The following is a 23,146-nucleotide window of genomic DNA, read 5'->3' as shown; positions in this document are numbered from 1 at the left end:
GACAACGCGGCCCCGCCCGAAGAGCCCTGAGCGCGGCCGCGAGGACAGGCGGCCGGGAAGCGTCACGGCTCCTCGCGCCACCCCTCCCACTCCCCCGCGAACGCGTCCAGCCCGGCCGCGTCGAGCCGCCCCTCCTCGTCGCGCAGCACCACCAGCCACTGCGCGTCCTCCGCGTCGTCCTCACCGGCCAAGGCGTCGCGGACGACCTGCGGCTCCTCACGCACCCCGAACCGCTCCCGCAGCGCCTCGACCACCTCCTCCGCGGCGTCACGGTCGGGCAGCACCAGCACATGTCTCACATCACTCACGCCCCCATCCTGCCCGCACCGCGGGCACCCGCTCCAACCGGATCCCGAACCGCTCCCGGTACACCGCCAGCACCTCCTCGTCCCGCGTCAACTCCCGCTCCTCGCTCGCCCCGTCGGCCGTCGTCGACTTCAGCCGGCGCCCGCTCAGCGTGATCCTCCCGCCGTCCTCCGTCACCCGCGAGCAGACGAGCGACCGGGTGAAGTGCGACTCCGGGGACGTCCGGTGCCACCACGCCCCTGCCGCGAAGTCGCCCAACGCCCGCGGCCGCACCTCCAGCCGGTACTGGCGCGAGCCGTCGCGGACGACGTCCAGGTCACCGGCCGAGCGGTCCGCCCCGCCCTTCACCCCGGCCGCGTCCGCCCCGGCCTCCACGATCCTGAACACGCCCCCGGGATCCTCCTGTTCGCCCCGGTGCTCCCATCGCAGCGGACAGTGGCTGTGCGCCCCGAAGCCCACGTCGGCCAGCCACTCCCCCGCGTCCACCGTCCGCACCCGCAGCGCGAGATGGTCGTACGGAATCCCGGGCCGCCCCTCCTCCCCGTACACCCGCCCGGCCAGCAGCGTCACATCGAAGCCGAGGGCCGCGAGCAGCGCCCCGAACGCGCCGTTCAGCTCGTAACAGAACCCTCCCCTGCGGCCCTCCACCACCTTCTCCACCAGCCGTCTTTCCTCCAGGACGATCTCCTCCCCGAGATGGACGGACAGGTTCTCGAACGGCACGGTCTGCAGATGCCGCACATGCAGCTCCCGCAGCACGTCGGCGGTGGGCCACGCCGGGTGCGCGACGCCGAGGCGGCGCAGATAGGCGTCCAGCAGAGGGGAGTCGAGCGGCGCGAAGGCGGCCTGTGCGGAGTCCATGCCCTCAGTCTCGCGCCACCCGCAGCTCAGCGCCCGTACCCGCGACCGCGAGCGCCCCGTCCCGGTCCGTGCGCAGCACCACCGCGCCCGACGCCCGCAGCGCCGCGACCGTGCCCGGAGCCGGGTGGCCGTACCGGTTGTCCGCCCCGCAGCTGATCAGCGCGATCCTCGGCGCCAGAGTGCGTATCAGATCGGGGTCCTGATAGGCCGAACCGTGGTGGGCCACCTTGAGCACGTCCACCCCGCCGGCCAGCGTCGCGGCCGCCGGCGAGCGCAGCAGCGCCCGCTGGGCCGGGGGTTCGAGATCCCCGAGGAGCAACATCCGCAGCCCGGCCGTGCGCACCAGCAGGGTCACGCTCGCGTCGTTCGGCCCGTCCGGCTCCGCCGCGGCGGTCGTGGCCGGCGGAGGCCACAGCACCTCCCAGTCGAGCGCGCCGACCCGCCTGCGCTCCCCCGCCGCCGCCCGCACCATGGGAACTCCCCGCTCCCGCGCCTCCCTCCGCACGAACTCCGCCTGGTCGGCCGGCTCCTCGAACTCCGTCGTCCCGATCGCCCCCACCGCCCGGCCCCTCAACACCCCCGGCAGCCCCGCCACATGGTCGGCGTGGAAGTGGGTCAGCACCACGAGCGGAACCCGGGTGACGCCCAGGGCGCGCAGACACCGGTCGACCAGGACCGGATCGGGTCCGGCGTCCACCACCACCCCGGTGCCCGCGCCCGCCGCGAGCACCGTCGCGTCGCCCTGCCCCACATCGCACATCGCGAGCCGCCAGCCCGGCGGCGGCCAGCCGGTGAGCACCCGGGTCAGCGGCGGCGGCCGCACGACCACGAGCAGCAGCAGCGCTCCGCAGATCCCGCACAGCCACGGACGCCTCGTCAGCCGCCGCCCGAGCGGCACCAGCGCGGCCGTGGCGACGGCGAGCAGCAGCGCCCCGGTCCAGCCGCCCGGCCAGTCCAGCCCCGCACCGGGCAGCGCCGCCCCGGTCCGCGCGACCCCCGCGATCCACCCGGCCGGCCAGCCCGCGCACCACGCGAGCGCCTCGGCCACCGGCATGGCCAGCGGAGCGGTCGCCAGCGCCGCGAACCCCAGCACCGTGGCCGGGGCCACCGCGAACTCCACCAGCAGATTGCACGGCACCGCCACCAGGCTCACCCGCGCCGACAGCACGACCACCACGGGCGCGCACACCGCCTGCGCGGCCCCCGCCGCCGCCAGCGCCTCCGCCAGCCGCGGCGACACCCCGCGCCGGCGCAGCGCAGCGCTCCAGCGCGGGGCCAGCGTCAACAACGCCCCCGTGGCCAGCACCGACAGCAGGAAACCAGGACTGAGCGCCAGCCACGGGTCGTAGAGCACCAGCAGCAGGACCGCCGTCGCCAGCGCCGGGATCAGCGACCGCCGGCGACCGGTCGCCAGCGCGAGCAGGACGACAGCGCCGCAGGCCGCCGCCCGCAGCACGCTCGGGTCGGGCCGGCACACCACGACGAACCCGAGGGTCAGCACGCCGCCCAGCAGCGCCGTCGCCCGCAGGGAGATGCCGAGCCTCGGCGCCAGCCCGCGCCGCTCCACGTGCTGGGCCAGACCGGGCGGTCCGAGGAGCAGGGCGAGCATGATCGTGAGGTTGCTGCCGGACACGGCGAGCGTGTGGGCGAGGTCCGTCTCCTTGAAGGCCTCGTCGAGTTCGGGCGTGATCCGCGAGGTGTCCCCCACCACCAGCCCCGGCAGCAGCGCCCGCGCGTCCGCCGGGAGCCCGTCGGTGGCCTCCCGCAGCCCGGCCCGCAGCCGTCCCGCCGCACGCTGCGCCGCCGTCGGCCCCCGCACCACCACGGGCCCCGCCCGCTCCCGCACCCGCAGCACCGCCGCGGTCCGGTCCCCGCCGCTCGACGCCGGCGCCAGCCGCCCGGTCACCCGCACCCGAGAAGAGGGCAGCATCCCGAGCCACTCCGCCCTCGCGGCCCTCCCCCGGGCTCCCGGTCCCCCGGCGCCCGCGACATCGACCACCAGCAGCACCGGAGTGCGCACCGCCACCGCTCTGACCCGTCCCTCCCACGGTCCGGCCCCCGCCGCCTCCTTCACCCCGGCCCGCCCCGCACTCACCTCGACCTTGCGGATCTCCGCGTCGACCAGCACCGAGTCCGGGGCGCGGCTGTCTCCTGTGAAGCGCGGGCGGGCGAGCCGGGGGTCCGAGGTGAGCTCCGCCTCCACGGTGACCGTGGCGTACTCCCTGGCCAGGGCGGGCACCGGTCCGCGTCGCAGGTCGGCGCCGTGCAGCCCGGCGGACGCGGCGGCCGCGGCCACGCAGAGCAGCACCGCGGCGACGGTCGCCCGCGACCGGCCGGCGCTCGCACCCGAGGCGGGCCGCTCCCGCCGTCCCGCGCCGAGCAGGACCCCGGTCACCGTCAGGCAGACGAGCACGACGGCGGTCAGCAGCCCCGGCGACGCGTCCAGCGCCACGGCCGCCGTCGCCCAGGCCGCGAGCGCCGGCGGCACGAGCCGTAGATCCACCGGGCCTTCCTGCCGCGGATGCGCGTTTCCCAGCCGCCTCCCCGAGGCCGCGTGCACGGCCCGGCGTGGCCCCGTACCCGGCTCGGCGTCCGCCGCCGCCACCGTCGGCGAGATGTCGTCGCCCCTCATGGCCGTACGAGATCGCGTAGGTCGGCGAAGCGCCGCTGACCGATGCCGTTGACCTCGCGCAGCTCGTCCACGGAGCGGAAACCGCCTTGCTGCGCGCGGTAGTCGACGATGTGCCGCGCCAGGACGGGCCCCACTCCGGGCAACGCGTCGAGCTGCTCCACGGTGGCCGTGTTGAGCGAGACGGGAACCCCCGCCCCCGGCCCCGCCGCCCCTCCCGCCGGCGGCCCGCTCGCGGCGCCACCGCCGATCGCGCCACCTCCCACCGCTGCGCCGCCGCCGACGACGACCTGTTCCCCGTCGACCAGGAACCGCGCCCGGTTCAGGCCGTCGGTGTTCGTGCCCGGCCGCACCCCGCCGGCCGCGTTCAGCGCGTCGACGACCCGCGAGCCCGCCGGCAGTCGATGGATCCCGGGTTCGCGCACCTTCCCGCTGACGTCCACCACGATCTCGGCCGTGACCACGCCCACGCCGGCGCCCGCGACACCCGCCTTACCCCGCGCCACCACGCCCGCCGCGCCGCCCGCTCCGACAGCAGCCTCCCGCCCGCCGCCCGGCCCGCTCCGCTCGCCTCCCTCGTACGGGGCCGCCCGCACCACCTCGGGCGCCCGCACGGTCTGCGCCCCGCCGGACCAGAAGTGCTGCACGGCGAAGGCCCCGACGGCGACGACGACCACGGAGAGCGCGATCGCGCTCCTCGCCTCCAGCCCGCAACGCGCCTGCACCCAGACCGGCATCCGCTCCCGCAGGGCGAGCCCCGCCCGCGTCCGCCAGTCCGCCCCGTCCGCGGCGGCCCGCGTCTCGTCGTCCGCGGGACGCAGCCGCCCCGCGAACTCGTCGACCACCGCCTCGGGCCCGTCCACTGCCACGAGCACATCACCGGACGGCTGTGCCGGCTCCCCCACCATGCCCCCGGCCGCACGCCCACCGAGTGGCACGCCGCCACGCCCCGGCGGCCCGGTCCCCGACTCGCCGCGCCCGCCTCGCTCCGCGGGCCCTCCTCCCGGTCCGCCGAACATCAGCTCCGCCCGTCGGCGAAGTTCCTCCGCCGGGGCAGGACGGCCCCCCACCCGGCCGCGAGCGGGGTCACGCCGGTGTCGGAGGCGTCCGTCGGAGCCGGGCCGCCGGCCGGGGCCACTGGTCGGGTTCGTCGTATGTGAACGTGATCGAAGTGCCATGCGACGAGGATCGGACACTTCGCCACATCGCGGTGATCTTGCTCAATTTCCGTGGACAGCGCGCCGGTTGTGGACAACTTCGTCACCCACACGAGTGCGTCTCATCGAGGATCAGGAGAAGAGGCCGAAGGGCCGCCGGCTCTCCCGCGACACGGAGGTCACCGGTGCGAAACCACGGCTCCCAGCAACCCGGGCCCGGTGTGCGCCCCGATCACCGCGCCCACCTCGCTCACATGCAGCTCTCCGAGGGCGGGCACACGGGCCCGCAGCCGGTCCGCGAGGGCCGACGCCCGCTCGGGGGCGGAGAGATGATGCACGGCGATGTCGACCGGGGCGCCGCCCGCCCGCTCGGCCACCAGCTCCTCCAGGCGGGCGATCGCCCTCGACGCCGTCCGCACCTTCTCCAGAGGTTCGATCCGGCCCCCGTCGAGCTGGAGCAGCGGCTTCACCGCGAGCGCGGAGCCCAACAGGGCCTGGGCGGCGCCGATCCGGCCGCCGCGGCGCAGATAGTCGAGGGTGTCGACGTAGAAGTAGGCGGAGGTGGCGGCGGCCCGCTTCTCGGCGGCGGTGACCGCCTCGTCGACGCTGCCGCCCGCCTCGGCCGTCTCGGCGGCCGTGAGCGCGCAGAAGCCGAGCGCCATCGCGATCATGCCGGTGTCCACCACCCGCACCGGCACCGGCGCCTCGCGCGCCGCGACCACGGCCGCGTCGTACGTTCCGGACAGCTCGGCGGAGAGATGGAGGGAGACGATGCCGGTGGCGCCGGCCGCGGCGGCCTTGCGGTAGGTCTCGGCGAAGAGCTGGGGGCTCGGGCGCGAGGTGGTGACGGAGCGTCGTTTCTGCAGCGCCACGGCGAGGGAGCGGGTGGAGATCTCGGTGCCCTCTTCGAGGGCCTGGCCGCCGACGACGACGGTCAGGGGCACCGCGGTGATGCCGTGGCGCTCCATCGTCCGCTGCGGCAGGTAGGCCGTTGAATCGGTGACGATCGCGACATGGCGGGACATGAGCTGGAGGTTACCTCGCGTAGCCCACGGACGGCAGCCCGGCCCCGTCCGGCCGGACCTCGCCGCGCGGGCCCCGGCGGCGGGTCCGCAGCGCTGTCAGGCGCAGCGCCGGACGCCGTGTCACGTCGTGCTCTCGGGCCGGGGCTTCTTCTGCCACGGGTACGTGGGCCGGGGCCCCGACGGGGTGATGGCGGGCCGGGCCGGCTCCCGCGCGGTGCGCACACCGGAGGTCCGCGGCCGCCTCTCCTCTTCCGGGGCGGCGGCCGGCGTCTCGGGCCACGCGGCCGAGGCGGGACCGGGGTCCGCGGTGGTCCAGTGGCGCAGCGCGCCCGCCTCCACGTCGATCTCGGCGCTCAGGGCGTCCAGGTCCTCGTCCGCGAAGCGGCGGGCCCGGTCCCGGGCCGCCCAGCGCAGCGAGTCCGCCGACGCCGTGACGCGCTCGGTGCGCTCGCGCAGCGAGGGCAGCCGCTCGGTGAGCGTGGCCCGGTCGGGTTCCGTCTCCAGACGCTTGAGCTCGGCGTCCAGTTCGTACCCGTGGGCGCTCAGGCGCTGGAAGAGCGCGAGGGACTCCTTGAGGGACTCGTCCTCGACTGCGCCGGCCCGCAGCGCGTCCTGGGTGGCCCGCATGGAGGTGCGCAGCCTGAGGCGGAGCTGGGCGATCTCCGCGGCGGGACCGAACTGGGTGAAGGACTTGGCCCGCAGCGTGTGGTCCTCGACCGTGCGCCGGGCCTGTGTGAGGGTGCGGTCCACGCTGCGCTTGGCCGCGCCGACGGCCTTCACCGTGGCGTAGGCGCCCAGCGCCAGGGACAGCACGAAGAGCAGTGCGAAGACTGCGATCACCGCTTCCACGAGCTCCTCCTGACAAACCGGGCCCCGGCACACCGCGCGCCGCTCTCTTCAACGGTAAACGCCACGGGCAGGTCCGAAGTTCCAGAAGAACCCCGAACCTGCCCGTAGGGGACCACCCTGACGCAGGGCGCGGCACGTCACGCAGGGACGATGTTCACCAGCTTCGGCGCCCGCACGATCACCTTGCGGATGTCGGCGCCGCCCAGCGCGTTGACGACGTGCTCGTCGGCCAGCGCCGCCTTCTCCAGCTCCTCGTCGGAGATGGACGGCGACACCTCCAGGCGCGCCTTGACCTTGCCCTTGATCTGCACGACGCAGGTCACGGTCTCGTCCACGACGTACGCCGGGTCGGCGACGGGGAAGTCGCGGTGGACGACGGAGTCGGTGTGGCCCAGCTTGCGCCACAGCTCCTCGGCGATGTGCGGGGCCAGCGGTGCGACCAGCAGCACCAGCGGCTCGGCGACGGAGCGGGGCAGCGGGCCGCCGGCCTTGGTCAGGTGGTTGTTCAGCTCGGTGACCTTGGCGATGGCGGTGTTGAACCGCATGCCCTCCAGGTCCTGGCGCACGCCGTCGATCGCCTTGTGCAGCGCCCGCAGGGTGTCCTCGCCGGGCTCGGCGTCCACCACCGTCACCTCGCCGGTGCCCTCGTCGACGACGTTGCGCCACAGCCGCTGCAGCAGCCGGAACTGGCCCACCACCGCGCGCGTGTCCCACGGGCGGGAGACGTCCAGCGGGCCCATCGCCATCTCGTACAGGCGCAGGGTGTCGGCGCCGTACTCGGCGCAGATCTCGTCCGGGGTGACCGCGTTCTTCAGGGACTTGCCCATCTTGCCCAGCAGCCGCGAGACCTTCTCGCCCTGGTGGTAGTAGGCGCCGTCGCGCTCCTCCACCTCGGCGGCCGGCACCGCGATGCCCCGGCTGTCGCGGTAGACGAACGCCTGGATCATGCCCTGGTTGAACAGCTTGTGGAACGGCTCCGCGGAGGAGACGTGCCCCAGGTCGAACAGGACCTTGGACCAGAAGCGCGCGTACAGCAGGTGCAGCACGGCGTGCTCGGCGCCGCCCACGTACAGGTCGACGCCGCCGTGCGGCAGGCCCTCGCGCGGGCCCATCCAGTACCGCTCGATGTCGGGGGCGACCAGCTTCTCGCCGTTGTGCGGGTCCAGGTAGCGGAACTCGTACCAGCAGGAACCGGCCCAGTTGGGCATGGTGTTGGTCTCACGCCGGTACGCGCGCGGGCCGCGCCCGTCGCCCAGGTCCAGGGTGACGTTGACCCAGTCCTCATTGCGCGACAGCGGCGTCTCGGGGGAGGTGTCCGCGTCGTCCGGGTCGAAGGTGCGCGGCGAGTAGTCCTCGACCTCGGGCAGCTCCAGCGGCAGCATCGACTCGGGCAGGGCGTGGGCGACGCCGTCCTCGTCGTAGACGATCGGGAAGGGCTCGCCCCAGTAGCGCTGGCGGCTGAACAGCCAGTCGCGCAGACGGAAGTTGACGGTTCCTTCGCCGATGCCGGACCGCTCCAGCCAGTCGGTGACGCGCGCCTTGGCCTCGGTGACGCCCAGGCCGTCCAGGGAGATCTCGTCGTTGGAGGAGTTGATGATCTTCGCTTCGTACGAGGCGAAGGCGTCCTCCCAGGTGGAGGTGTCGGTGCCGCGGCCGTCGGTCGGCTCGACGATGCAGTGGACCGGCAGCTCGAAGGCGCGCGCGAACTCGAAGTCGCGCTGGTCGCCCGCCGGGACGGCCATGATCGCGCCGGTGCCGTAGCCCATCAGGACGTAGTCGGCGATGAAGACCGGGACGCGTTCGCCGTTGACCGGGTTGGTGGCGTATGAGCCGATGAAGACGCCGGTCTTGTCCTTGGCCTCGGCCTGGCGCTCCACGTCGGACTTGGAGGCGGCCTGCGCGCGGTACGCGGCGACGGCGTCGGCCGGGGTGGCGTGGCCGCCGGTCCACGCCTCTCGGGTGCCCTCGGGCCAGGCGTCCGGGGTGAACTTCTCGACCAGCGGGTGCTCGGGGGCCAGCACCATGTAGGTCGCGCCGAACAGGGTGTCGGGGCGGGTGGTGAAGACGGTGATGCGCTCGCCGTCGATGGGGAAGTCGACGCGGGCGCCCTCGGAGCGGCCGATCCAGTTGCGCTGTTGCAGCTTGATGGCCTCGGGCCAGTCCAGCGCGTCCAGGTCGTTCAGCAGCCGGTCGGCGTAGGCGGTGATGCGCATGTTCCACTGGCGCAGCTTGGCCTTGAAGACCGGGTAGTTGCCGCGCTCGGAGCGGCCGTCGGCGGTGACCTCCTCGTTGGCCAGGACCGTGCCCAGGCCGGGGCACCAGTTGACGGGCGCGTCGGAGGCGTAGGCCAGGCGGAAATCGCCCAGGACGTCGGCGCGTTCCGCGGCGTCCAGCTCGCTCCACGCGCGCGTGTGGCCGGGCACGGGGCGCTCACCGGACTCGAACGCGGCCACCAGCTCGGCGATCGGGCGGGCCCGGTCGGCCTCCTGGTCGTACCAGGAGTTGAAGATCTGCAGGAAGATCCACTGGGTCCACTTGTAGTAGTCCGGGTCGATCGTGGCGAACGACCGGCGCTTGTCGTGGCCCAGGCCCAGCCGGCGCAGCTGGGCCTTCATGTTCTCGATGTTGGCCTCGGTGGACACGCGCGGGTGCGTGCCGGTCTGCACGGCGTACTGCTCGGCGGGCAGGCCGAAGGCGTCGAAGCCCAGGGTGTGCAGGACGTTGTGGCCGGTCATGCGCTGGTAGCGGGCGAAGACGTCGGTGGCGATGTAGCCCAGGGGGTGACCGACGTGCAGTCCCGCACCCGACGGGTAGGGGAACATGTCCATGATGAACTTCTTGGGCCAGGCGGCGACCTCGGGGTCGCCCGCCAGATCACCCTCCGGGTTCGGCGCCGCGTAGGTTCCCTCGGCGTCCCAGAAGTCCTGCCAGCGTGCCTCGATCTCGGCGGCGACGGCGGCCGTGTAGCGGTGCGGCGCGGCCGTCTCGGCGGCCGCGGGGTTCGTCTCGCTCATGATCCTTTAAGCTCCATCGATCGTCTCTGCCAGCGGCTGCGATTCAAGAAACGAAAAAACCCCTCGCACAGGAGGGGACGCCGCGCCGATTCCGAACCGTCCGGTTCACCGGCGTTCGGGACTGATCAGCGCGGCTCGCTAAGCAGAAGGCGTACGGCACGCATGGGCAAAGGGTACCGCAGCGCTTGAGCAGACTGCGACGCGCTTCCGTATGCGTGGTCGACAATGACACCGACCGCACGGAGCCCCCGAGACTGAACCAGAGTCAAAGCTTACCTGGCGTAACAGCCGCTATGGGACATCCCACCAGCCGCACTGTCCTTTGATAACAACGCAATACTCAAACCTCGTACCCATCGGTATGGCGCCCACTTAGAGTTCGGCAGCGGGACCGCTTTCCCGAACTGCTCGGAGTTGCCCCCATGAACACTCGTAGTAACAGCTCGCTCCCCAAGCCCGGCCGGTCGGCCTACGGGGTGGCGACCGCTGTCGTCCTCATCCTCATACCCGTGGTCGTACTGGTCGGAGGCGACCGGTTCCAGGAGTTCCTGAACTTCGGCGCGGGTGTGCTCTCCCTCGTCTCGCTCAGCTGCTCGGTGATCTGGGGCCTGGTCGCCCAGGACCGGGTCGTCCTCAACACCCGCCAGCGCATCGTCGGCCAGGCGGTGCACCGGACGACGGCCGTCGCCTCGATCGCGTTCCTGCTGCTGCACATCACCACGAAGATCGCATTGGAGCACACCCAGCTCATCGCCGCGATCATCCCGTTCTCGCTCGGCGTCACCGGCAGCGGCTTCCTCATCGGCCTCGGCTCCCTGGCCGGCCTGCTGATGATCTTCGTGGGCATCACCGGAGCGCTGCGCTCCCGGTTCGCCTCCCCGGCCCCGGTGGCCGCCCGCTGGCGGGCGATGCACATGCTGGCCTATCCGGCCTGGTGCGCCGCGCTGCTGCACGGACTCTACGCGGGTCGCGCGGCCAAGCCGATCTTCGTGATCCTGTACGGGCTGTCGCTGGTCGGCGTCATGGCCGCCCTGGCGCTGCGCGCCGCCCCCCGCCCGATCAAGCGCCAGTTCGCCGACCGCATCGGCGCGATCATCGGCGGCGAGCCCGAGCCGGCCGGCCGGGACGCGCTGGAGGCCAGCCGCGCGCGCATGGCCGAGGCGACCGGGTCGGGCTCGCTGCCCGGATACGAGAGCCGCTCGAGCCGCTCCTCCACCGCCGACACCATGGGCTCCTCGCGCAGGTCGCCGTCCTCGTCGCCGCTGTTCGACGCGCCCGCCGGCGCGGAGCCCGCGAACGGCTTCGCCGCCGCCTACCGCGCCGTCAACACCCCCCGCGGGCAGCAGTCGTACGGGGCCGACCAGACCGCGCGCATGAACATGCCGTTCGACATGCAGGCCACGGAGGCGATGCCGCGGGTCGACAACGGCGGCAGCACCTCGGGCAGCTGGCCGATTCCCTCCCCGCCGCCGGTCGGCGAGGCGCCCCAGTCGGTCTACGACCCGCTCCAGGACACGGGATTCACCATCCCGGTCTATGGCAATCCGGGCACTGCCGGATACGCCGGGAGTGATGCGTACAACACCGGTGAGACGAACACCGGGTACAACGCGTACAACCCGAACGACACGTACAACAGCGGTCCCGCGGGCGACCCAGCGCCCGGAGCGTCCTTCGACACTCCGGGTGCGGGCGAACCTTGGAACATGCCTTCCGGAGGCTATAGGTGAACGAGGCCCTGCCCGACACCCCGGAAGTCCGCGTCGTCGGGCTTCCGCAGCTCACGTCGGGTTTCGACCTTGTCGAAAGACTCGATCTGCCCATGCACCTCAAGGTGCACGGGCCGCTCGAACCGATGGGCGGGGAGAAGCTCGCGCAGCTCTCCGAGCGCATCAACCTCAAGGGCCGCGGCGGCGCGGGCTTCCCCTTCCACAAGAAGCTGCGCTCGGTCGCCGACGCGGCGATCAAGCGGGGCGTGCGGCCGGTCGTCGTCGTCAACGGCAGCGAGGACGAACCGGCCTGCCGCAAGGACACGGTGATGATCAACCGTGCCCCGCACCTCATCCTGGACGGCGCGCTGCTCGTCGCCGAGGCACTGGGCGCCCGCACGCTCGTGGTGGCGGTCACCCGTGAGTCGACCGAGCGCTCCATGGAGGCCGCCCTCGCCGAGCGCGGCCTGAGCAACGGCCGCCGCTCGGCGCTGAAGGCCTTCGTCCAGCGCAACCCGATCCGCATGGTCACCGGCGCGGCCGCCTCCGTGATCCGCTCCATCGACGGCGGCCCGGCGATCCCGCCCGGCCGCAAGGTCAGCGCCTCGCAGAACGGCGTCGGCGGCGCCCCCACCCTGCTGTCCAACGCCGAGACCTTCGCCCAACTGGCCATCGCCGCCCGCATCGGCGCCGAGCGCTACGGCAACACCGGCCTGTACGACGAGCCCGGCACCGTGATGCTGACGGTGTCCGGCGCCGTCGCCCGCCCGTTGGTGATCGAGGTCCCCACCGGTGTCCCGCTGCGCTACGTCCTGCAGTTGGCGGGCGCCCCTCCGGTCCCGCAGGGCGTGCTCACCGGCGGCTACCACGGCAAGTGGATCGACGCCGCGACGGTCAACGAGGCGATCGTCTCCCGCAACTCCCTGGACGCCGTGGGCGGCGCGCTGGGCGCCGGGGCGATCCTGCCGATCAGTCAGGAGACCTGCCCGCTGGGCGAGTCGCTGCGGGTGGCCCAGTGGCTGGCCGAGGAGAGCGCCGGGCAGTGCGGCCCCTGCTACCTCGGTCTGCCGGCCGCGGCGCGCGGCATGGAGGACATCCTCAACGGCGGCGGCCCGGCCGCCCTGGAGGCCCTCAAGCAGGTCGCCAAGAACGTCAAGCGGCGCGGCGCGTGCTCGCACCCGGACGGCTCCGCGATGTTCCTGGAGTCGACGATCAAGGCGTTCACGGACGACCTCGCGGCGCACGTCCTCGGCAACGGCTGCGGACGGCCCGTGGAGGGCGTTCTGCCGCTCTTCGAGGGCGGCATGGGCCCGTCGAGCCTCCCGGGCGGTTCGGAGCCCGCGGACACCGGCGACAGCCGCCAGAAGATCTTCGTGGACTGGACCCTGTGCCGCGGCCACGGCCTGTGCGCGGACATCCTCCCCGAGGTCTTCCAGCTCGGCGCCGACGGCTTCCCCACCGTGGCGCAGGCGAAGGTGCCCCGCTACGCGGAGGCCAAGGCACTGCGCGCGGTGCGCCGCTGCCCGGCGCTGGCCCTGCGCGTCGAGGAGGACACGCGCGGACAGGCGCCCTCCCGCAACCTCCCGGTCCTCTCCCAGGGCCGCGGACGCCGCGCCCTGGGCCGCTGACGCGGTACGCACATACGAGGGGCCGCCTGGAAACAGGCGGCCCCTCGCGCATGGGCGGGTCGTCGGCACACCTGGACGCGCGAGTGTGCGAACGCAAAAGATCCCGCCGGATCTTTCCGATCCGGCGGGATCTGCTGTGGAGCTAAGGAGAATTGAACTCCTGACCTCCTGCATGCCATGCAGGCGCTCTACCAACTGAGCTATAGCCCCTTGTTTCGCTCCGGCGGGTTTCCCCGGCGGCGAAGCCAACATTACACGGTCCGGGGGGCGGACCACCAAATCGTTTCCGTTCCGTCCGCTTTGGCGAGAAAAGTCGGATCAAGCCGTCACGAACGAGTAGAACCGCTTGAGGGTGCAGTGCTCCTCCAGAAGCCGGCCGTAGATCGGCTCGCCCTCCAACTCCCGGTAGGTCTCGATGGGATCGCCCTTTATGATCAGCGCCCGCGCGCATTCCTCGCACCAGTACTGGTAGTCGGGGTTGACCGGTTCCATGTCCCGCACGATCGGGGTGCCGCTGCCGCACCAGTCGCACTTCCGCCTGTGTGCACCCATCGATCAGCTCCAGCTGTGGCGGCAGGCCGTACACACGTAGGAGATCCCGCCGTTGTCCCCGAGGACCTGGGCGACGAAAGCGGAACCGCAGGAAGGGCAGCTGAGCCGGGTGGCCGTTTCCCGTGTCCATGCCGCTCCGGAGAGGTGGCCGACCTCTCCGAGGATGCTCGCAGGCATCGCTACTCCCTCCCGTCGGGCCGCGCCCCCTTCCGGCCGTTTGATTCTGCCACGGCCGGGCCAATACGGTCAGCGACGCCTCAGTACCAGTCCGGACACGGCACCCCGGCGCGACTGCCCCAGCGAGCGCGAACATGCATGTGAGAAGCGCTTTCGCAGAGGTATACGCCTCCGGGACCGAAGTGACTCAAGCCGACGACAAAAGATCCCGCCCCCGAGAGGGGGGACGGGATCTTGTCGAAGCGATCTCCGACGACTCCGGAGAGAGTCGGACCGTGGAGCTAAGGAGAATTGAACTCCTGACCTCCTGCATGCCATGCAGGCGCTCTACCAACTGAGCTATAGCCCCTGGTTCCACGTGGCGAACCTCGTGGTGTTTCGCTCCGCTCCGCGGTGCGAACAAGAAGAACTTTAGCCTGCGACCTGCCGGAAAGTGAAATCGGCCCCCGGGCCGCCCGTGAGGGCTCAGTCGTCGTCGCCGAGCACCGGTTCCGGCAGGGTGCCGGCGTTGTGCTCCAGCAGGCGCCAGCCGCGGGCTCCCTCGCCCAGGACGGACCAGCAGCAGTTGGACAGCCCGCCGAGGCTCTCCCAGTCGCGGGCGTCCAGAGAGAGGAGACGGCCGATGGTGGTGCGGATCGTGCCGCCGTGGCTGACGACGACGAGCGTGCCGTCCTCGGGAAGCTTCTCGGCGTGCCGCAGCACCACGGGGGCGGCGCGGTCGGCGACCTCCGTCTCCAGCTCGCCGCCGCCGCGGCGGACCGGCTCACCGCGCTTCCACGCGGCGTACTCGTCACCGTGCCGGGCGACGATCTCCTCGTGCGTCAGGCCCTGCCACACGCCCGCGTACGTCTCGCGCAGGCCCTCGTCGTGAGCGACGTCCAGAGCGGTGAGCGCGGCGAGCTCGGCCGCGGTGTTCGCAGCCCGGGACAGGTCCGAGGCGACGATCGCGTCGGGCTTGAGGGAGGCGAGCAGCCGGGCGGCGCGGCGGGCCTGGGCGACCCCCTCCTCCGTCAGCGGGACGTCCGTGGTGCCCTGGAAACGGCGCTCCACGTTCCAGGCGGTCTGGCCGTGCCGCCAGAGGATGATCCGGCGGCCCCGGCTCTGCGTGCGGCCCGCGGCGGCCCGGGAGTTCGGACTCATCGCGGGTCCCCGAAGCCGGCGGCGTCCTCCTCGGCGTTCAGCGCGGCGTGCTCCTTGGCCTTGCCGCGGGTCGCCTTGGCGTCCTCCGGGAGGTCGAGCTCGGGGCAGTCCTTCCACAGCCGCTCCAGGGCGTAGAAGACGCGCTCCTCGCTGTGCTGGACGTGGACGACGACGTCCACGTAGTCGAGCAGGACCCAGCGGGCCTCGCGGTCGCCCTCGCGGCGCACCGGCTTGGCGCCGAGCTCCTTGTTCAGCCGCTCCTCGATCTCGTCGACGATCGACTTGACCTGGCGGTCGTTGGGGGCGGAGGCCAGCAAGAAGGCGTCCGTGATCGACAGCACGTCGCTGACGTCGTAGGCGATGATGTCGTGCGCGAGCTTGTCGGCGGCCGCCTGCGCGGCGGTGGTGATGAGTTCGAGAGAGCGGTCGGTGGCGGTCACTACGCGGCTTTCCGTCGGCGGTCGTTTGACCTCAAGGGTCTCACGACCGCCGACGGCGCCCCATCCGTTTCACGTCCGCCCGCCGGGTGGCGCCTCTTCAAGAGGTCGACGCCTTGTAGTCCTCGCCGAGGACGACGGTCACGTCCGCGTTGGCGGCGACCGTCCCCTTCTTGACGGCGCCGGCGGGCAGGCCCAGGGTCTTGGCGACCTCGGCCGCGTCGTCCTTGTCGGCGTCGTCCCCGTACAGGACCTCGGAGGCGCCCTGCGTGCCGGACGGCTTTCCGCCGTCCAGGAAGGTGAAGCCGCCGTTGAGGAGCACCACGCGCGCGTTCTCGGTGTCGGCGGCGCGGCCGCTCGCGTTCTGGACGGAGACGCTGACGGCGGCGTCCTTGTCGGGGCTCTTCGCGGTGCCTCCGAGGACGTCCTTGACGACGCTCGCGCCGGCCTGGGCGCTGAGCGTGCCGTCGGGCTCCACGGGAAGCAGGGCGGTCTTGTAGTCGCCGCCCTTGGCGAGGTCGGCGAGCCGGGCGAGGAACGCGCCGAGGTCCTTGTCGGTCAGCGAGGGGTCGAGGATCTGCGCCAGCGTCTGGACGGTGACCGTGGCGGCCTGCGCGTCGGAGGACACCTTGCGCAGCACGGCCTGCATCACCTGGCCGAAGCGTTCCAGCTGGGAGTTCTGGGCCTCGCCCTCGGCACGGTAGGTGGCGTAGGCGACGGCCATCTTGCCGCTGAGGGTCTGGTTCTCACCCTTGTTGACGAGCGGGGCGGCGCCCTTCTTCTTGGCGGTGGGGTCGGGCACTGCGGTGTCGGTGTCGACCTCGATGGTGCCGACGAGGTCGACGAGGTTCTGCAGATAGGGCGTGTCGAGGCGCCAGGTGCCCTGGATCCGGGTGCCGAGGACGGTGTCCAGCGCCTCGCGCGTGCCGGCCGAGCCGTCGGCGTCCACGGACTTGGCGAGGGTCGTGGTGGTGCCGTCGTCGGCGGTGACGACGAGGGAGTTGGGCAGCAGCACCGTGGTGCCCTTCTCGGTGGTGGCGTTGTCGACCAGCAGCACGGTGGAGGTGCCCTGGCCTCCGGTGTCGTGCAGATGCACCACGACCACGTCGCGCTTCTGCGCGGCGGAGGCGGTGGCGGCGCCGGTTTTGGACTCCCCGGACGACGACAGGCCGGGCAGCTTCCCGGCGTACCAGAGGTAGCCGACGCCGCCCACCGCGACCAGGGCGAGGACGACGACGAGGGCGACGAGCCGGCTGCGGGCGCGGCGCTTGGCCTCCTCGCGGCGCTCGGTGCGGTTCTCGGTGAAGTTCAGCCAGTCGATGACGTCCTCGGAGTCGCCGTCGGGCTCCTCCACGAACGCGAACTGCTCGGTGTGGTAGTCGCCTTGGGCCGCGTCACCATCGCGTTCCAGGGATCCGGTCCCCTCGGACGCCCCGCGGGCCTCCTCCGCCGGCGGCTCGGCGTGCGGGCGCCCGGTCTGCGACGCGGGCGTCGCGGCCTGGCGGCTCTGAGCCGAGCGGTCGTCGGCCGGGCCCGCCTGGTGCGGGATGTAGGCGGTCTGCTCGGTGACCCGCGGCTGCTGCCCGCTGGTCGCCGCCTGCCCGTAGGGGTCGTACGGGTCGTAGGGGGCCGTGGTCCCGGAGGTGTACGGGTCGTGAGCCACCGGAGTCTGACGGCCCGTGTCGTAGCCGGCGACGGGCGGCTGCTGTGCGGTGTCGTAGGGGCCGGCGGCGTACGGGTCGTAGCCATGGGTCTGCTGCTGCGCGCCGGGGGCGTACTGGTCGTAGCCGTAGTCCTGCTGCCCGCGCTGCGCGTACGGGTCGTAGGACTGCGCCGGGACCTGCCGGTACACCGGCTGTCCGTACTCGTCGTAGCCGACGAGCTCGTACGAGGCCTCGCCGTACCCGGCGTCGTGGCCACCGCCGTGGCCGGCGTCGTATCCCGCGTCTCCCGCGTCGTATCGGTCGTTCACCGGTACCCCTCTCGGCTCACTGGCCGCGGTACAGCTCGCGCTTGTCGATGTAGCGCACGACTCCGTCGGGCACCAGATACCAGACGGGGTCGCCCTTGGCGACTCTCACGCGGCAGTCGGTGGAGGAGATGGCCAGGGCGGGGACCTCGACGAGGGAGACGCCCCCCTCGGGGAGTCCCGGGTCGGCGAGGTTGTGGCCCGGCCGGGTCACCCCGACGAAGTGGGCGAGGGAGAACAGCTCCGCACTGTCCCGCCAGGTCAGGATCTGGCCCAGGGCGTCCGCGCCGGTGATGAAGAAGAGGTCGGTGTCGGGGTTGAGGGCCCGCAGGTCGCGCAGGGTGTCCACGGTGTAGGTGGGTCCGCCCCGGTCGATGTCGATGCGGCTGACCGAGAACTGGGGGTTCTCGGCGGTCGCGATGACCGTCATCAGATAGCGGTCCTCTGCCAGGGAGACCCTGCGGTGGCTCTTCTGCCAGGGCTCGCCGGTCGGGACGAACACGACCTCGTCCAGGTGGAACCGCGCGGCGGCCTCACTGGCCGCCACCAGGTGCCCGTGGTGGATCGGGTCGAACGTTCCGCCCATGACGCCGAGACGGCGCCTGCCCCGCTTAGCCGGGCCGTGCGCCGGGCCGGTAGGCATGTCCTGCTCTCCCATGCGTGCAGACCCTACCGGCCCCGCCCGAGGGGGCCGGCCGACGGGAGTCCGGAATGCCCCGGTGTGACCACCGGACGCCTCAGCGGTCGCGGTTGAACCGGGTGGTGACCCAGAGCAGGAGCAGCAGGATGAGGAAGGCGGAACCGCCGGTGACCAGCGGGCTGAGGCTCTCGTGGTTGCCGCCCTTCTCCTCGCCCTCGGCTGCGAGGGTGACCAACTGGGCGGCGGCGCTGTGGAAGCTCATCTTCGGCAGGACCTATCCAATGTGGGCGGGATAAAGATGTCGGCCCATCGTAAGCGTGCGGCTCGCCGCCCCTCACGCCGACTCCGCCGGGGAACCTTCCCGGGCGCTCAGTCGTCCTTCCGCCTGTAGCCACGCAGCAGGAACCAGGCGGTCAGCGCACAGCCCACCAGCATGACGACCAGGACGACGCGGAGCAGGTCGCCCGGCCCCTGCCGCTGGGCGGCGCCGGCGGCCTCGGCGAGCCAGGCTGCTGCGGGGTTGTGCTCCATGGCGCGGGTCTCCTTCTGCGTGGTGCCCGTCCACCGTAACTCCGCCTAGGCTGGGCCCTGCTCCGGGAGCGCAAAGGGCCCCACAAGGGTCCGTAAAGGACCTCACATACGAGGGCCCATACACACGCACATGGGGGATGACATGTCCGACGACGGCCACGAGCAGAACGGGCACGGGAACGTGCCGAGCAGGCAGCGCACCCGTTTTCCCGGGATCTCCTCGCGTGCGTACGAGCACCCGGCCGACCGCTCCGCGCTGGTCGCGCTGCGCAAGCTGAGCGGCTTCGACACGGTCTTCAAGGCGCTCAGCGGACTGCTTCCCGAGCGGAGTCTGAGACTGCTGTTCCTGTCCGACTCGGTGCGTGTGTCCGACGAGCAGTTCGCCCACCTGAACGACATGCTGCGGGACGCCTGCTACATCCTGGACCTGCCGAAGGTCCCGCCGATGTACGTCACCCAGGACCCGCAGCCCAACGCGATGTGCATCGGCCTGGACGAGCCGATCATCGTGGTCACCACGGGTCTGATCGAGCTGCTCGACGAGGAGGAGATGCGGGCGGTCGTCGGCCACGAGGTGGGGCACGCCCTGTCCGGCCACTCCGTGTACCGCACCATCCTGCTGTTCCTGACCGGTCTGGCCCTGCGGGTGGCCTGGATCCCGCTCGGCAACATCGCGATCATGGCCGTCGTGACGGCGCTGCGCGAGTGGTTCCGCAAGTCGGAGCTGTCCGCGGACCGCGCCGGGCTGCTGGTCGGCCAGGACCTGCGGGCCTCGATGCGCGGTCTGATGAAGATCGCGGGCGGCAACCATCTGCACGAGATGAACGTGGACGCGTTCCTGAAGCAGGCCGAGGAGTACGAGGCGGGCGGCGACCTGCGCGACTCCGTGCTGAAGATCCTCAACGTGCTGCCCCGCTCGCACCCCTTCACCACCGTGCGCGCCGCCGAGCTGAAGAAGTGGGCCGAGTCGCGCGACCACCAGCGGATCATGGACGGTCACTACCCGCGCCGCTCCGAGGACAAGGACACCTCGGTCACGGACTCCTTCCGGGAGTCGGCCTCGCACTACGCCGACCACGTCAAGAGCTCCAAGGATCCGCTGATGAAGCTGGTCACCGACCTCGCGGGCGGGGCGGGCGACCTGGGCGGCCGGGTCCGGCGCGGCTTCGACGGCTTCACCGGCTCCGCGCCGCCGAAGGAACGCCCGGCGGACACGCCCCCACGCGAGGACGACTGACCGACGGCGGGACGCTGCTCACCCCCCCCCGCGGGCTCACCCCCTGCGGGCTCACCCCCGCGAGCTCACACCTGCGGTTCCGCGCTGCTCGCCAGCGACCCGCACAGCGCGGGCGCGTCGCCCGTCACATACGGGTCCGTGCCGGCCGGGCCGCCCGCCTTGGCGCTCTGGCCGGCGAGCAGCGGCCGCAGATGGCCCGCCGAGTCCTCGGCGCAGGACAGCGGGCCGGCCTGGAGGGAGGAGACGACCAGCTGGGTCTGGCGCAGCCGCAGGTCGTCGAGGTCGAAGCGGAAGTGCAGCTCACGGCGGACGGTGAACAGCGAGACCGGCGCCCTGGCATCGGCGCCGACGGGCCGCAGGGCGTAGACGAAGGTGTGGTCGGCGGTGACCTCCAGGGTCGCCGAGTCGCTCTCAGCGGCCTCCAGGGTGCCCTGTACACGGATTTCGGGGTCGGCCAGCTCGGCCCGGGAGGGGTCCAGGCGGACCAGCCAGCCCGTGGGCGCGTGCCGTCCGTCGGCGGCGGGGTGGGCGAAGCTCTCGTCGAACTGGTCGAGCTGGTCGGGTGAGATCAGCAGCCGCACCGGCCGGACCTGCTGCCCGGTGAGCACCTCCGGGTAGAGGGAGGAGCGCATGACGTAGTCCCGGGCGGTGAGCAGGGCGGTGACGACCTGGCTGTCGGAGAAGTGCGCGGTGCGCCGGGCGGCGGGCAGCGGGATGCCCGCCGCGCCGACGCGGAAGTTGGCGGCCGGGCTGTGCGCGTACAGGGAGGCGGTGTCGGTCGAGCCGGGTACGGCTCCCTGGGGGGCGAGCGGGATGACCGTCATCCGCAGGGGTTCCGCCGGCCGGCGGGCGGCCGCGTTCTGGTAGGGGTGGCGGACGCCCATGTAGACGGCGGTGCCGAAGGCGAGCGCGATCAGCACCACCAGGACGAGCGCCTGCCGGGACAGGCCCCGGTGCGCGGGCGGGCGGCGGCGCACGGCGGGCGCGTGCTCGGTGATGCGTTCCTCGGCGGAGTACTCCTGGAGGCGGGCAGCGCGGACGAACGATTCGTCGAAGACGACGGATCGGTACTCTTCCTCGCCGCCGCCGGGGGCTCCCTCAGGTGTCCCCTGCGGTGGGTCGCCAGGCCCGCCCATACTTTCAGGGTAGGTCGCGGGGAGCTCGGGTAAACGCCCTGCATTCTGACAACTTCTGACAGGTTCTCACCCGTCGGGGGGCGTCGTTCAGGGCGTCTGCGGGACCGCCGGGACAGGTGAGCGCAGCCGGTCGACGGCCCCTTCGGCGGCCGCCTCGGGCGGCGCGGAGGGGCCGCCGCCCTGGCCCAGGCCGGTGGAGGCGGGCAGTGGCATCTGGTCCCGGTTGTCGGAGGAGGCCCCCCGGTAGACCGCGGCGAAGGCCAGCGCGACCATGCCGATGCCCATGACGAGGGCGAGCACCCAGGCGACGGGACGGTGCCAGCGCGCCTGACGGCCGTAGGGGCCGATGTCGTCGTAGTCGTCGTAGTGGCGTTCCCAGGCGGCCACGTCGTCGTCGAGGCCGCCCTGGTCCGGATCACGGCCGAAAGGCCGGGGGCCTTCGGGTCCGTGGCGTTCGCCGCGGGCACGGGCCCGGCGGGCTTCGGCCTCGGAGGCCTCGGCTCTGGCCTCGGCGGCGGCCAGGAGGCGTTCGACGGCGGTCGGCTCGTGCACCACGGCCGCCTGGACGAAGGCCTCGTCGAAGACCACGGAGGCGAACTCTTCGTCCGACACCCCGCGGTCCTGGTCGTCGTCGGGCTCCCAGCCGTCCGGGAACGGCGTGCCCCCCACGTCCTCCGGCACGGGTCCAGAGTAGACCTGGGCGGTCGCCTTGGGCAGGCGGAAGGGAAATTCATCCGCCTGCTGAGACGGCTCGGCGAACCCTCGAGGGGCGCGCGGGTCAGCGCCGGACGTGTCCGTCGCCGGTGACGATGTACTTCGTGCTGGTCAGCTCCGGCAGGCCCATGGGGCCGCGGGCGTGCAGTTTCTGGGTGGAGATGCCGATCTCCGCGCCGAAGCCGAACTGGCCGCCGTCGGTGAAGCGGGTGGAGGCGTTGACGGCGACGGTGGTGGAGTCGACCAGCTGGGTGAACCGGCGGGCGGCCTGCTGCGAGGTGGTGACGATCGCCTCGGTGTGGCCGGAGGTCCACAGCCGGATGTGCTCGACGGCCTTGTCCAGGGAGTCGACGACGGCGGCGGCGATGTCGTGGGAGAGGTACTCGGTCTCCCAGTCCTCCGGAGTGGCCTCGACGACGGTCGCCTTGGAGTCCTCGCCGTACGCCATGACCCGCTCGTCGGCGTGGACGGTGACGCCGGCCTCGGCGAGGGCGTCGAGGGCGCGGGGCAGGAACTCGGGGGCGATGTCCTGGTGGACGAGGAGGGTCTCGGCGGCGTTGCAGACGCTGACCCGGTGGGCCTTGGAGTTGATCAGGATCTCGATCGCCATGTCGATGTCGGCGCGGGCGTCGACGTAGACGTGGCAGTTGCCGGTGCCGGTCTCGATCACCGGGACGACGGACTCGGAGACGACCGTCCGGATGAGGGAGGCGCCGCCGCGCGGGATGAGGACGTCGACGAGACCGCGGGCGCGCATCAGCTCGCGCACGCTCTCCCGGCTCTCGCCGGGCACGAGCTGGACGGCGTCGGCGGGCAGCCCGGCGCCGCCGACCGCGTCGCGGATCACCCGGACGAGGGCGGTGTTGGACTCGTAGGCGGAGGCGGAGCCGCGCAGCAGCACGGCGTTGCCCGACTTCAGGCAGAGCGCGGCCGCGTCCACGGTCACGTTGGGCCGCGCCTCGTAGATGATGCCGACCACGCCGAGCGGGACGCGGACCTGGCGCAGGTCGATGCCGTTGGGCAGGGTCGAGCCGCGCACCACCTCGCCGACCGGGTCGGGCAGCGCGACGACGTCCCGCACGTCGGAGGCGATGGCCCGCACCCGCTCCGGGGTGAGGGTCAGCCGGTCGACGATGGCCTCGCTGGTGCCGGCCTCGCGGGCCTTGGCGATGTCCTTGGCGTTGGCCTCGACGACGTCACTCGCACGGACCTCCAGCGCGTCCGCGATGGCGAGGAGCGCGTCGTCCTTCACGGCCCGGGGCAGCGGCGCGAGGTCGGCGGCGGCCGCCTTGGCGCGGTAGGCGGCCTGGGTGACCGGGGAGAGGGCGTCGTACGGCGAGAGCGTGGTCATACGGGAAGGGTAGTGCGCCGGGCTGCGCCGTTCGGCGTGCGTTCCACACGCCGAGACACGTGCTGGGACGGGTGCCGGAAGCGA

At 72.6% G+C, this 23,146-nt stretch carries 21 protein-coding genes and 2 tRNA genes; 3 read left to right on the top strand and 20 right to left on the bottom strand.

What is annotated here, in order from left to right; genetic code table 11:
- Positions 1 to 62: 62 nt before the first annotated feature.
- From ACIRS4_RS30640 to leuS, 7 genes are all read right to left on the bottom strand, one after another.
- Complete coding sequence (locus ACIRS4_RS30640) at positions 63 to 308, bottom strand: hypothetical protein (RefSeq protein WP_404202185.1); 246 nt, start codon at positions 306 to 308, stop codon at positions 63 to 65.
- Complete coding sequence (locus tag ACIRS4_RS30635; RefSeq protein WP_404202183.1) at positions 301 to 1,167, bottom strand: arylamine N-acetyltransferase; 867 nt, start codon at positions 1,165 to 1,167, stop codon at positions 301 to 303. The genes ACIRS4_RS30640 and ACIRS4_RS30635 overlap by 8 nt, the downstream gene beginning before the upstream one ends.
- Before the next feature lie 4 nt (positions 1,168 to 1,171).
- Entirely contained in the window at positions 1,172 to 3,799 is a 2,628-nt protein-coding gene (locus ACIRS4_RS30630) for a ComEC/Rec2 family competence protein (RefSeq protein ID WP_404202181.1), read from the bottom strand.
- Positions 3,796 to 4,974: a helix-hairpin-helix domain-containing protein gene (locus ACIRS4_RS30625; protein ID WP_404202179.1), complete on the bottom strand. Its 1,179-nt coding sequence runs from the start codon at positions 4,972 to 4,974 to the stop codon at positions 3,796 to 3,798. The genes ACIRS4_RS30630 and ACIRS4_RS30625 overlap by 4 nt, the downstream gene beginning before the upstream one ends.
- A gap of 158 nt (positions 4,975 to 5,132) precedes the next feature.
- On the bottom strand, positions 5,133 to 5,978 hold the full coding sequence (locus ACIRS4_RS30620; protein ID WP_404202177.1) for a DegV family protein: 846 nt from the start codon (positions 5,976 to 5,978) through the stop codon (positions 5,133 to 5,135).
- A 120-nt stretch (positions 5,979 to 6,098) separates the two neighbouring features.
- Positions 6,099 to 6,827: a hypothetical protein gene (locus tag ACIRS4_RS30615; RefSeq protein ID WP_404202175.1), complete on the bottom strand. Its 729-nt coding sequence runs from the start codon at positions 6,825 to 6,827 to the stop codon at positions 6,099 to 6,101.
- Positions 6,828 to 6,964: 137 nt separating this feature from the next.
- Positions 6,965 to 9,841, bottom strand: a complete 2,877-nt coding sequence (leuS, locus tag ACIRS4_RS30610; protein WP_404202173.1) for a leucine--tRNA ligase — start codon at positions 9,839 to 9,841, stop codon at positions 6,965 to 6,967.
- Positions 9,842 to 10,263: 422 nt separating this feature from the next.
- Here leuS and ACIRS4_RS30605 point away from each other — a divergent pair, with 422 nt between their 5' ends.
- Positions 10,264 to 11,571 (top strand): cytochrome b/b6 domain-containing protein, encoded by a 1,308-nt coding sequence (locus tag ACIRS4_RS30605; protein ID WP_404202171.1) that lies wholly within the window; start codon positions 10,264 to 10,266, stop codon positions 11,569 to 11,571.
- Entirely contained in the window at positions 11,568 to 13,178 is a 1,611-nt protein-coding gene (locus ACIRS4_RS30600) for an NADH-ubiquinone oxidoreductase-F iron-sulfur binding region domain-containing protein (RefSeq protein ID WP_404202169.1), read from the top strand. Before ACIRS4_RS30605 ends, ACIRS4_RS30600 begins: the two co-directional genes overlap by 4 nt.
- 137 nt (positions 13,179 to 13,315) lie before the next feature.
- On the opposite strand, the gene ACIRS4_RS30595 is transcribed toward ACIRS4_RS30600, so the two are convergent.
- From ACIRS4_RS30595 to ACIRS4_RS30550, 10 genes are all read right to left on the bottom strand, one after another.
- A tRNA-Ala gene (locus ACIRS4_RS30595) sits at positions 13,316 to 13,388 on the bottom strand.
- Between the two features lie 108 nt (positions 13,389 to 13,496).
- Positions 13,497 to 13,730 carry a hypothetical protein gene (locus ACIRS4_RS30590; protein ID WP_003976229.1) on the bottom strand — a complete coding sequence of 78 codons (234 nt, stop codon included), beginning with the start codon at positions 13,728 to 13,730 and terminating at the stop codon, positions 13,497 to 13,499.
- Between the two features lie 3 nt (positions 13,731 to 13,733).
- A complete protein-coding gene (locus tag ACIRS4_RS30585; protein ID WP_404202167.1) occupies positions 13,734 to 13,907 on the bottom strand; it encodes a hypothetical protein in 174 nt (57 codons plus the stop codon).
- A gap of 276 nt (positions 13,908 to 14,183) precedes the next feature.
- A tRNA-Ala gene (locus tag ACIRS4_RS30580) sits at positions 14,184 to 14,256 on the bottom strand.
- Between the two features lie 116 nt (positions 14,257 to 14,372).
- Entirely contained in the window at positions 14,373 to 15,047 is a 675-nt protein-coding gene (locus ACIRS4_RS30575) for a histidine phosphatase family protein (protein WP_404202165.1), read from the bottom strand.
- Complete coding sequence (gene rsfS, locus ACIRS4_RS30570) at positions 15,044 to 15,487, bottom strand: ribosome silencing factor (protein ID WP_351091057.1); 444 nt, start codon at positions 15,485 to 15,487, stop codon at positions 15,044 to 15,046. Before rsfS ends, ACIRS4_RS30575 begins: the two co-directional genes overlap by 4 nt.
- A gap of 97 nt (positions 15,488 to 15,584) precedes the next feature.
- Positions 15,585 to 17,456, bottom strand: a complete 1,872-nt coding sequence (locus tag ACIRS4_RS30565; RefSeq protein ID WP_404202162.1) for an LCP family protein — start codon at positions 17,454 to 17,456, stop codon at positions 15,585 to 15,587.
- A gap of 16 nt (positions 17,457 to 17,472) precedes the next feature.
- On the bottom strand, positions 17,473 to 18,111 hold the full coding sequence (gene nadD, locus ACIRS4_RS30560) for a nicotinate-nucleotide adenylyltransferase (RefSeq protein ID WP_404202160.1): 639 nt from the start codon (positions 18,109 to 18,111) through the stop codon (positions 17,473 to 17,475).
- A 79-nt stretch (positions 18,112 to 18,190) separates the two neighbouring features.
- Positions 18,191 to 18,355, bottom strand: coding sequence for a hypothetical protein (locus ACIRS4_RS30555; protein ID WP_165430287.1), 165 nt, complete (start codon positions 18,353 to 18,355; stop codon positions 18,191 to 18,193).
- A gap of 107 nt (positions 18,356 to 18,462) precedes the next feature.
- Positions 18,463 to 18,624 (bottom strand): hypothetical protein, encoded by a 162-nt coding sequence (locus ACIRS4_RS30550; protein WP_404202158.1) that lies wholly within the window; start codon positions 18,622 to 18,624, stop codon positions 18,463 to 18,465.
- Positions 18,625 to 18,766: 142 nt separating this feature from the next.
- On the opposite strand from ACIRS4_RS30550, the gene ACIRS4_RS30545 reads away from it, so the two are divergent.
- On the top strand, positions 18,767 to 19,861 hold the full coding sequence (locus ACIRS4_RS30545) for a M48 family metallopeptidase (protein ID WP_404202228.1): 1,095 nt from the start codon (positions 18,767 to 18,769) through the stop codon (positions 19,859 to 19,861).
- 65 nt (positions 19,862 to 19,926) lie between these two features.
- On the opposite strand, the gene ACIRS4_RS30540 is transcribed toward ACIRS4_RS30545, so the two are convergent.
- From ACIRS4_RS30540 to ACIRS4_RS30530, 3 genes are all read right to left on the bottom strand, one after another.
- On the bottom strand, positions 19,927 to 20,997 hold the full coding sequence (locus tag ACIRS4_RS30540; protein ID WP_404202156.1) for a hypothetical protein: 1,071 nt from the start codon (positions 20,995 to 20,997) through the stop codon (positions 19,927 to 19,929).
- A gap of 87 nt (positions 20,998 to 21,084) precedes the next feature.
- Positions 21,085 to 21,678, bottom strand: coding sequence for a hypothetical protein (locus ACIRS4_RS30535; RefSeq protein WP_404202154.1), 594 nt, complete (start codon positions 21,676 to 21,678; stop codon positions 21,085 to 21,087).
- Between the two features lie 97 nt (positions 21,679 to 21,775).
- Positions 21,776 to 23,062: a glutamate-5-semialdehyde dehydrogenase gene (locus tag ACIRS4_RS30530; protein ID WP_404202152.1), complete on the bottom strand. Its 1,287-nt coding sequence runs from the start codon at positions 23,060 to 23,062 to the stop codon at positions 21,776 to 21,778.
- Positions 23,063 to 23,146 lie beyond the last annotated feature (84 nt).

The organism is Streptomyces sp. NPDC101166, from assembly GCF_044768125.1.
GTDB lineage: Bacteria > Actinomycetota > Actinomycetes > Streptomycetales > Streptomycetaceae > Streptomyces.
Note: the sequence above shows the minus strand (reverse complement) of the source record. Positions and strands in the feature narration are given on the sequence as shown.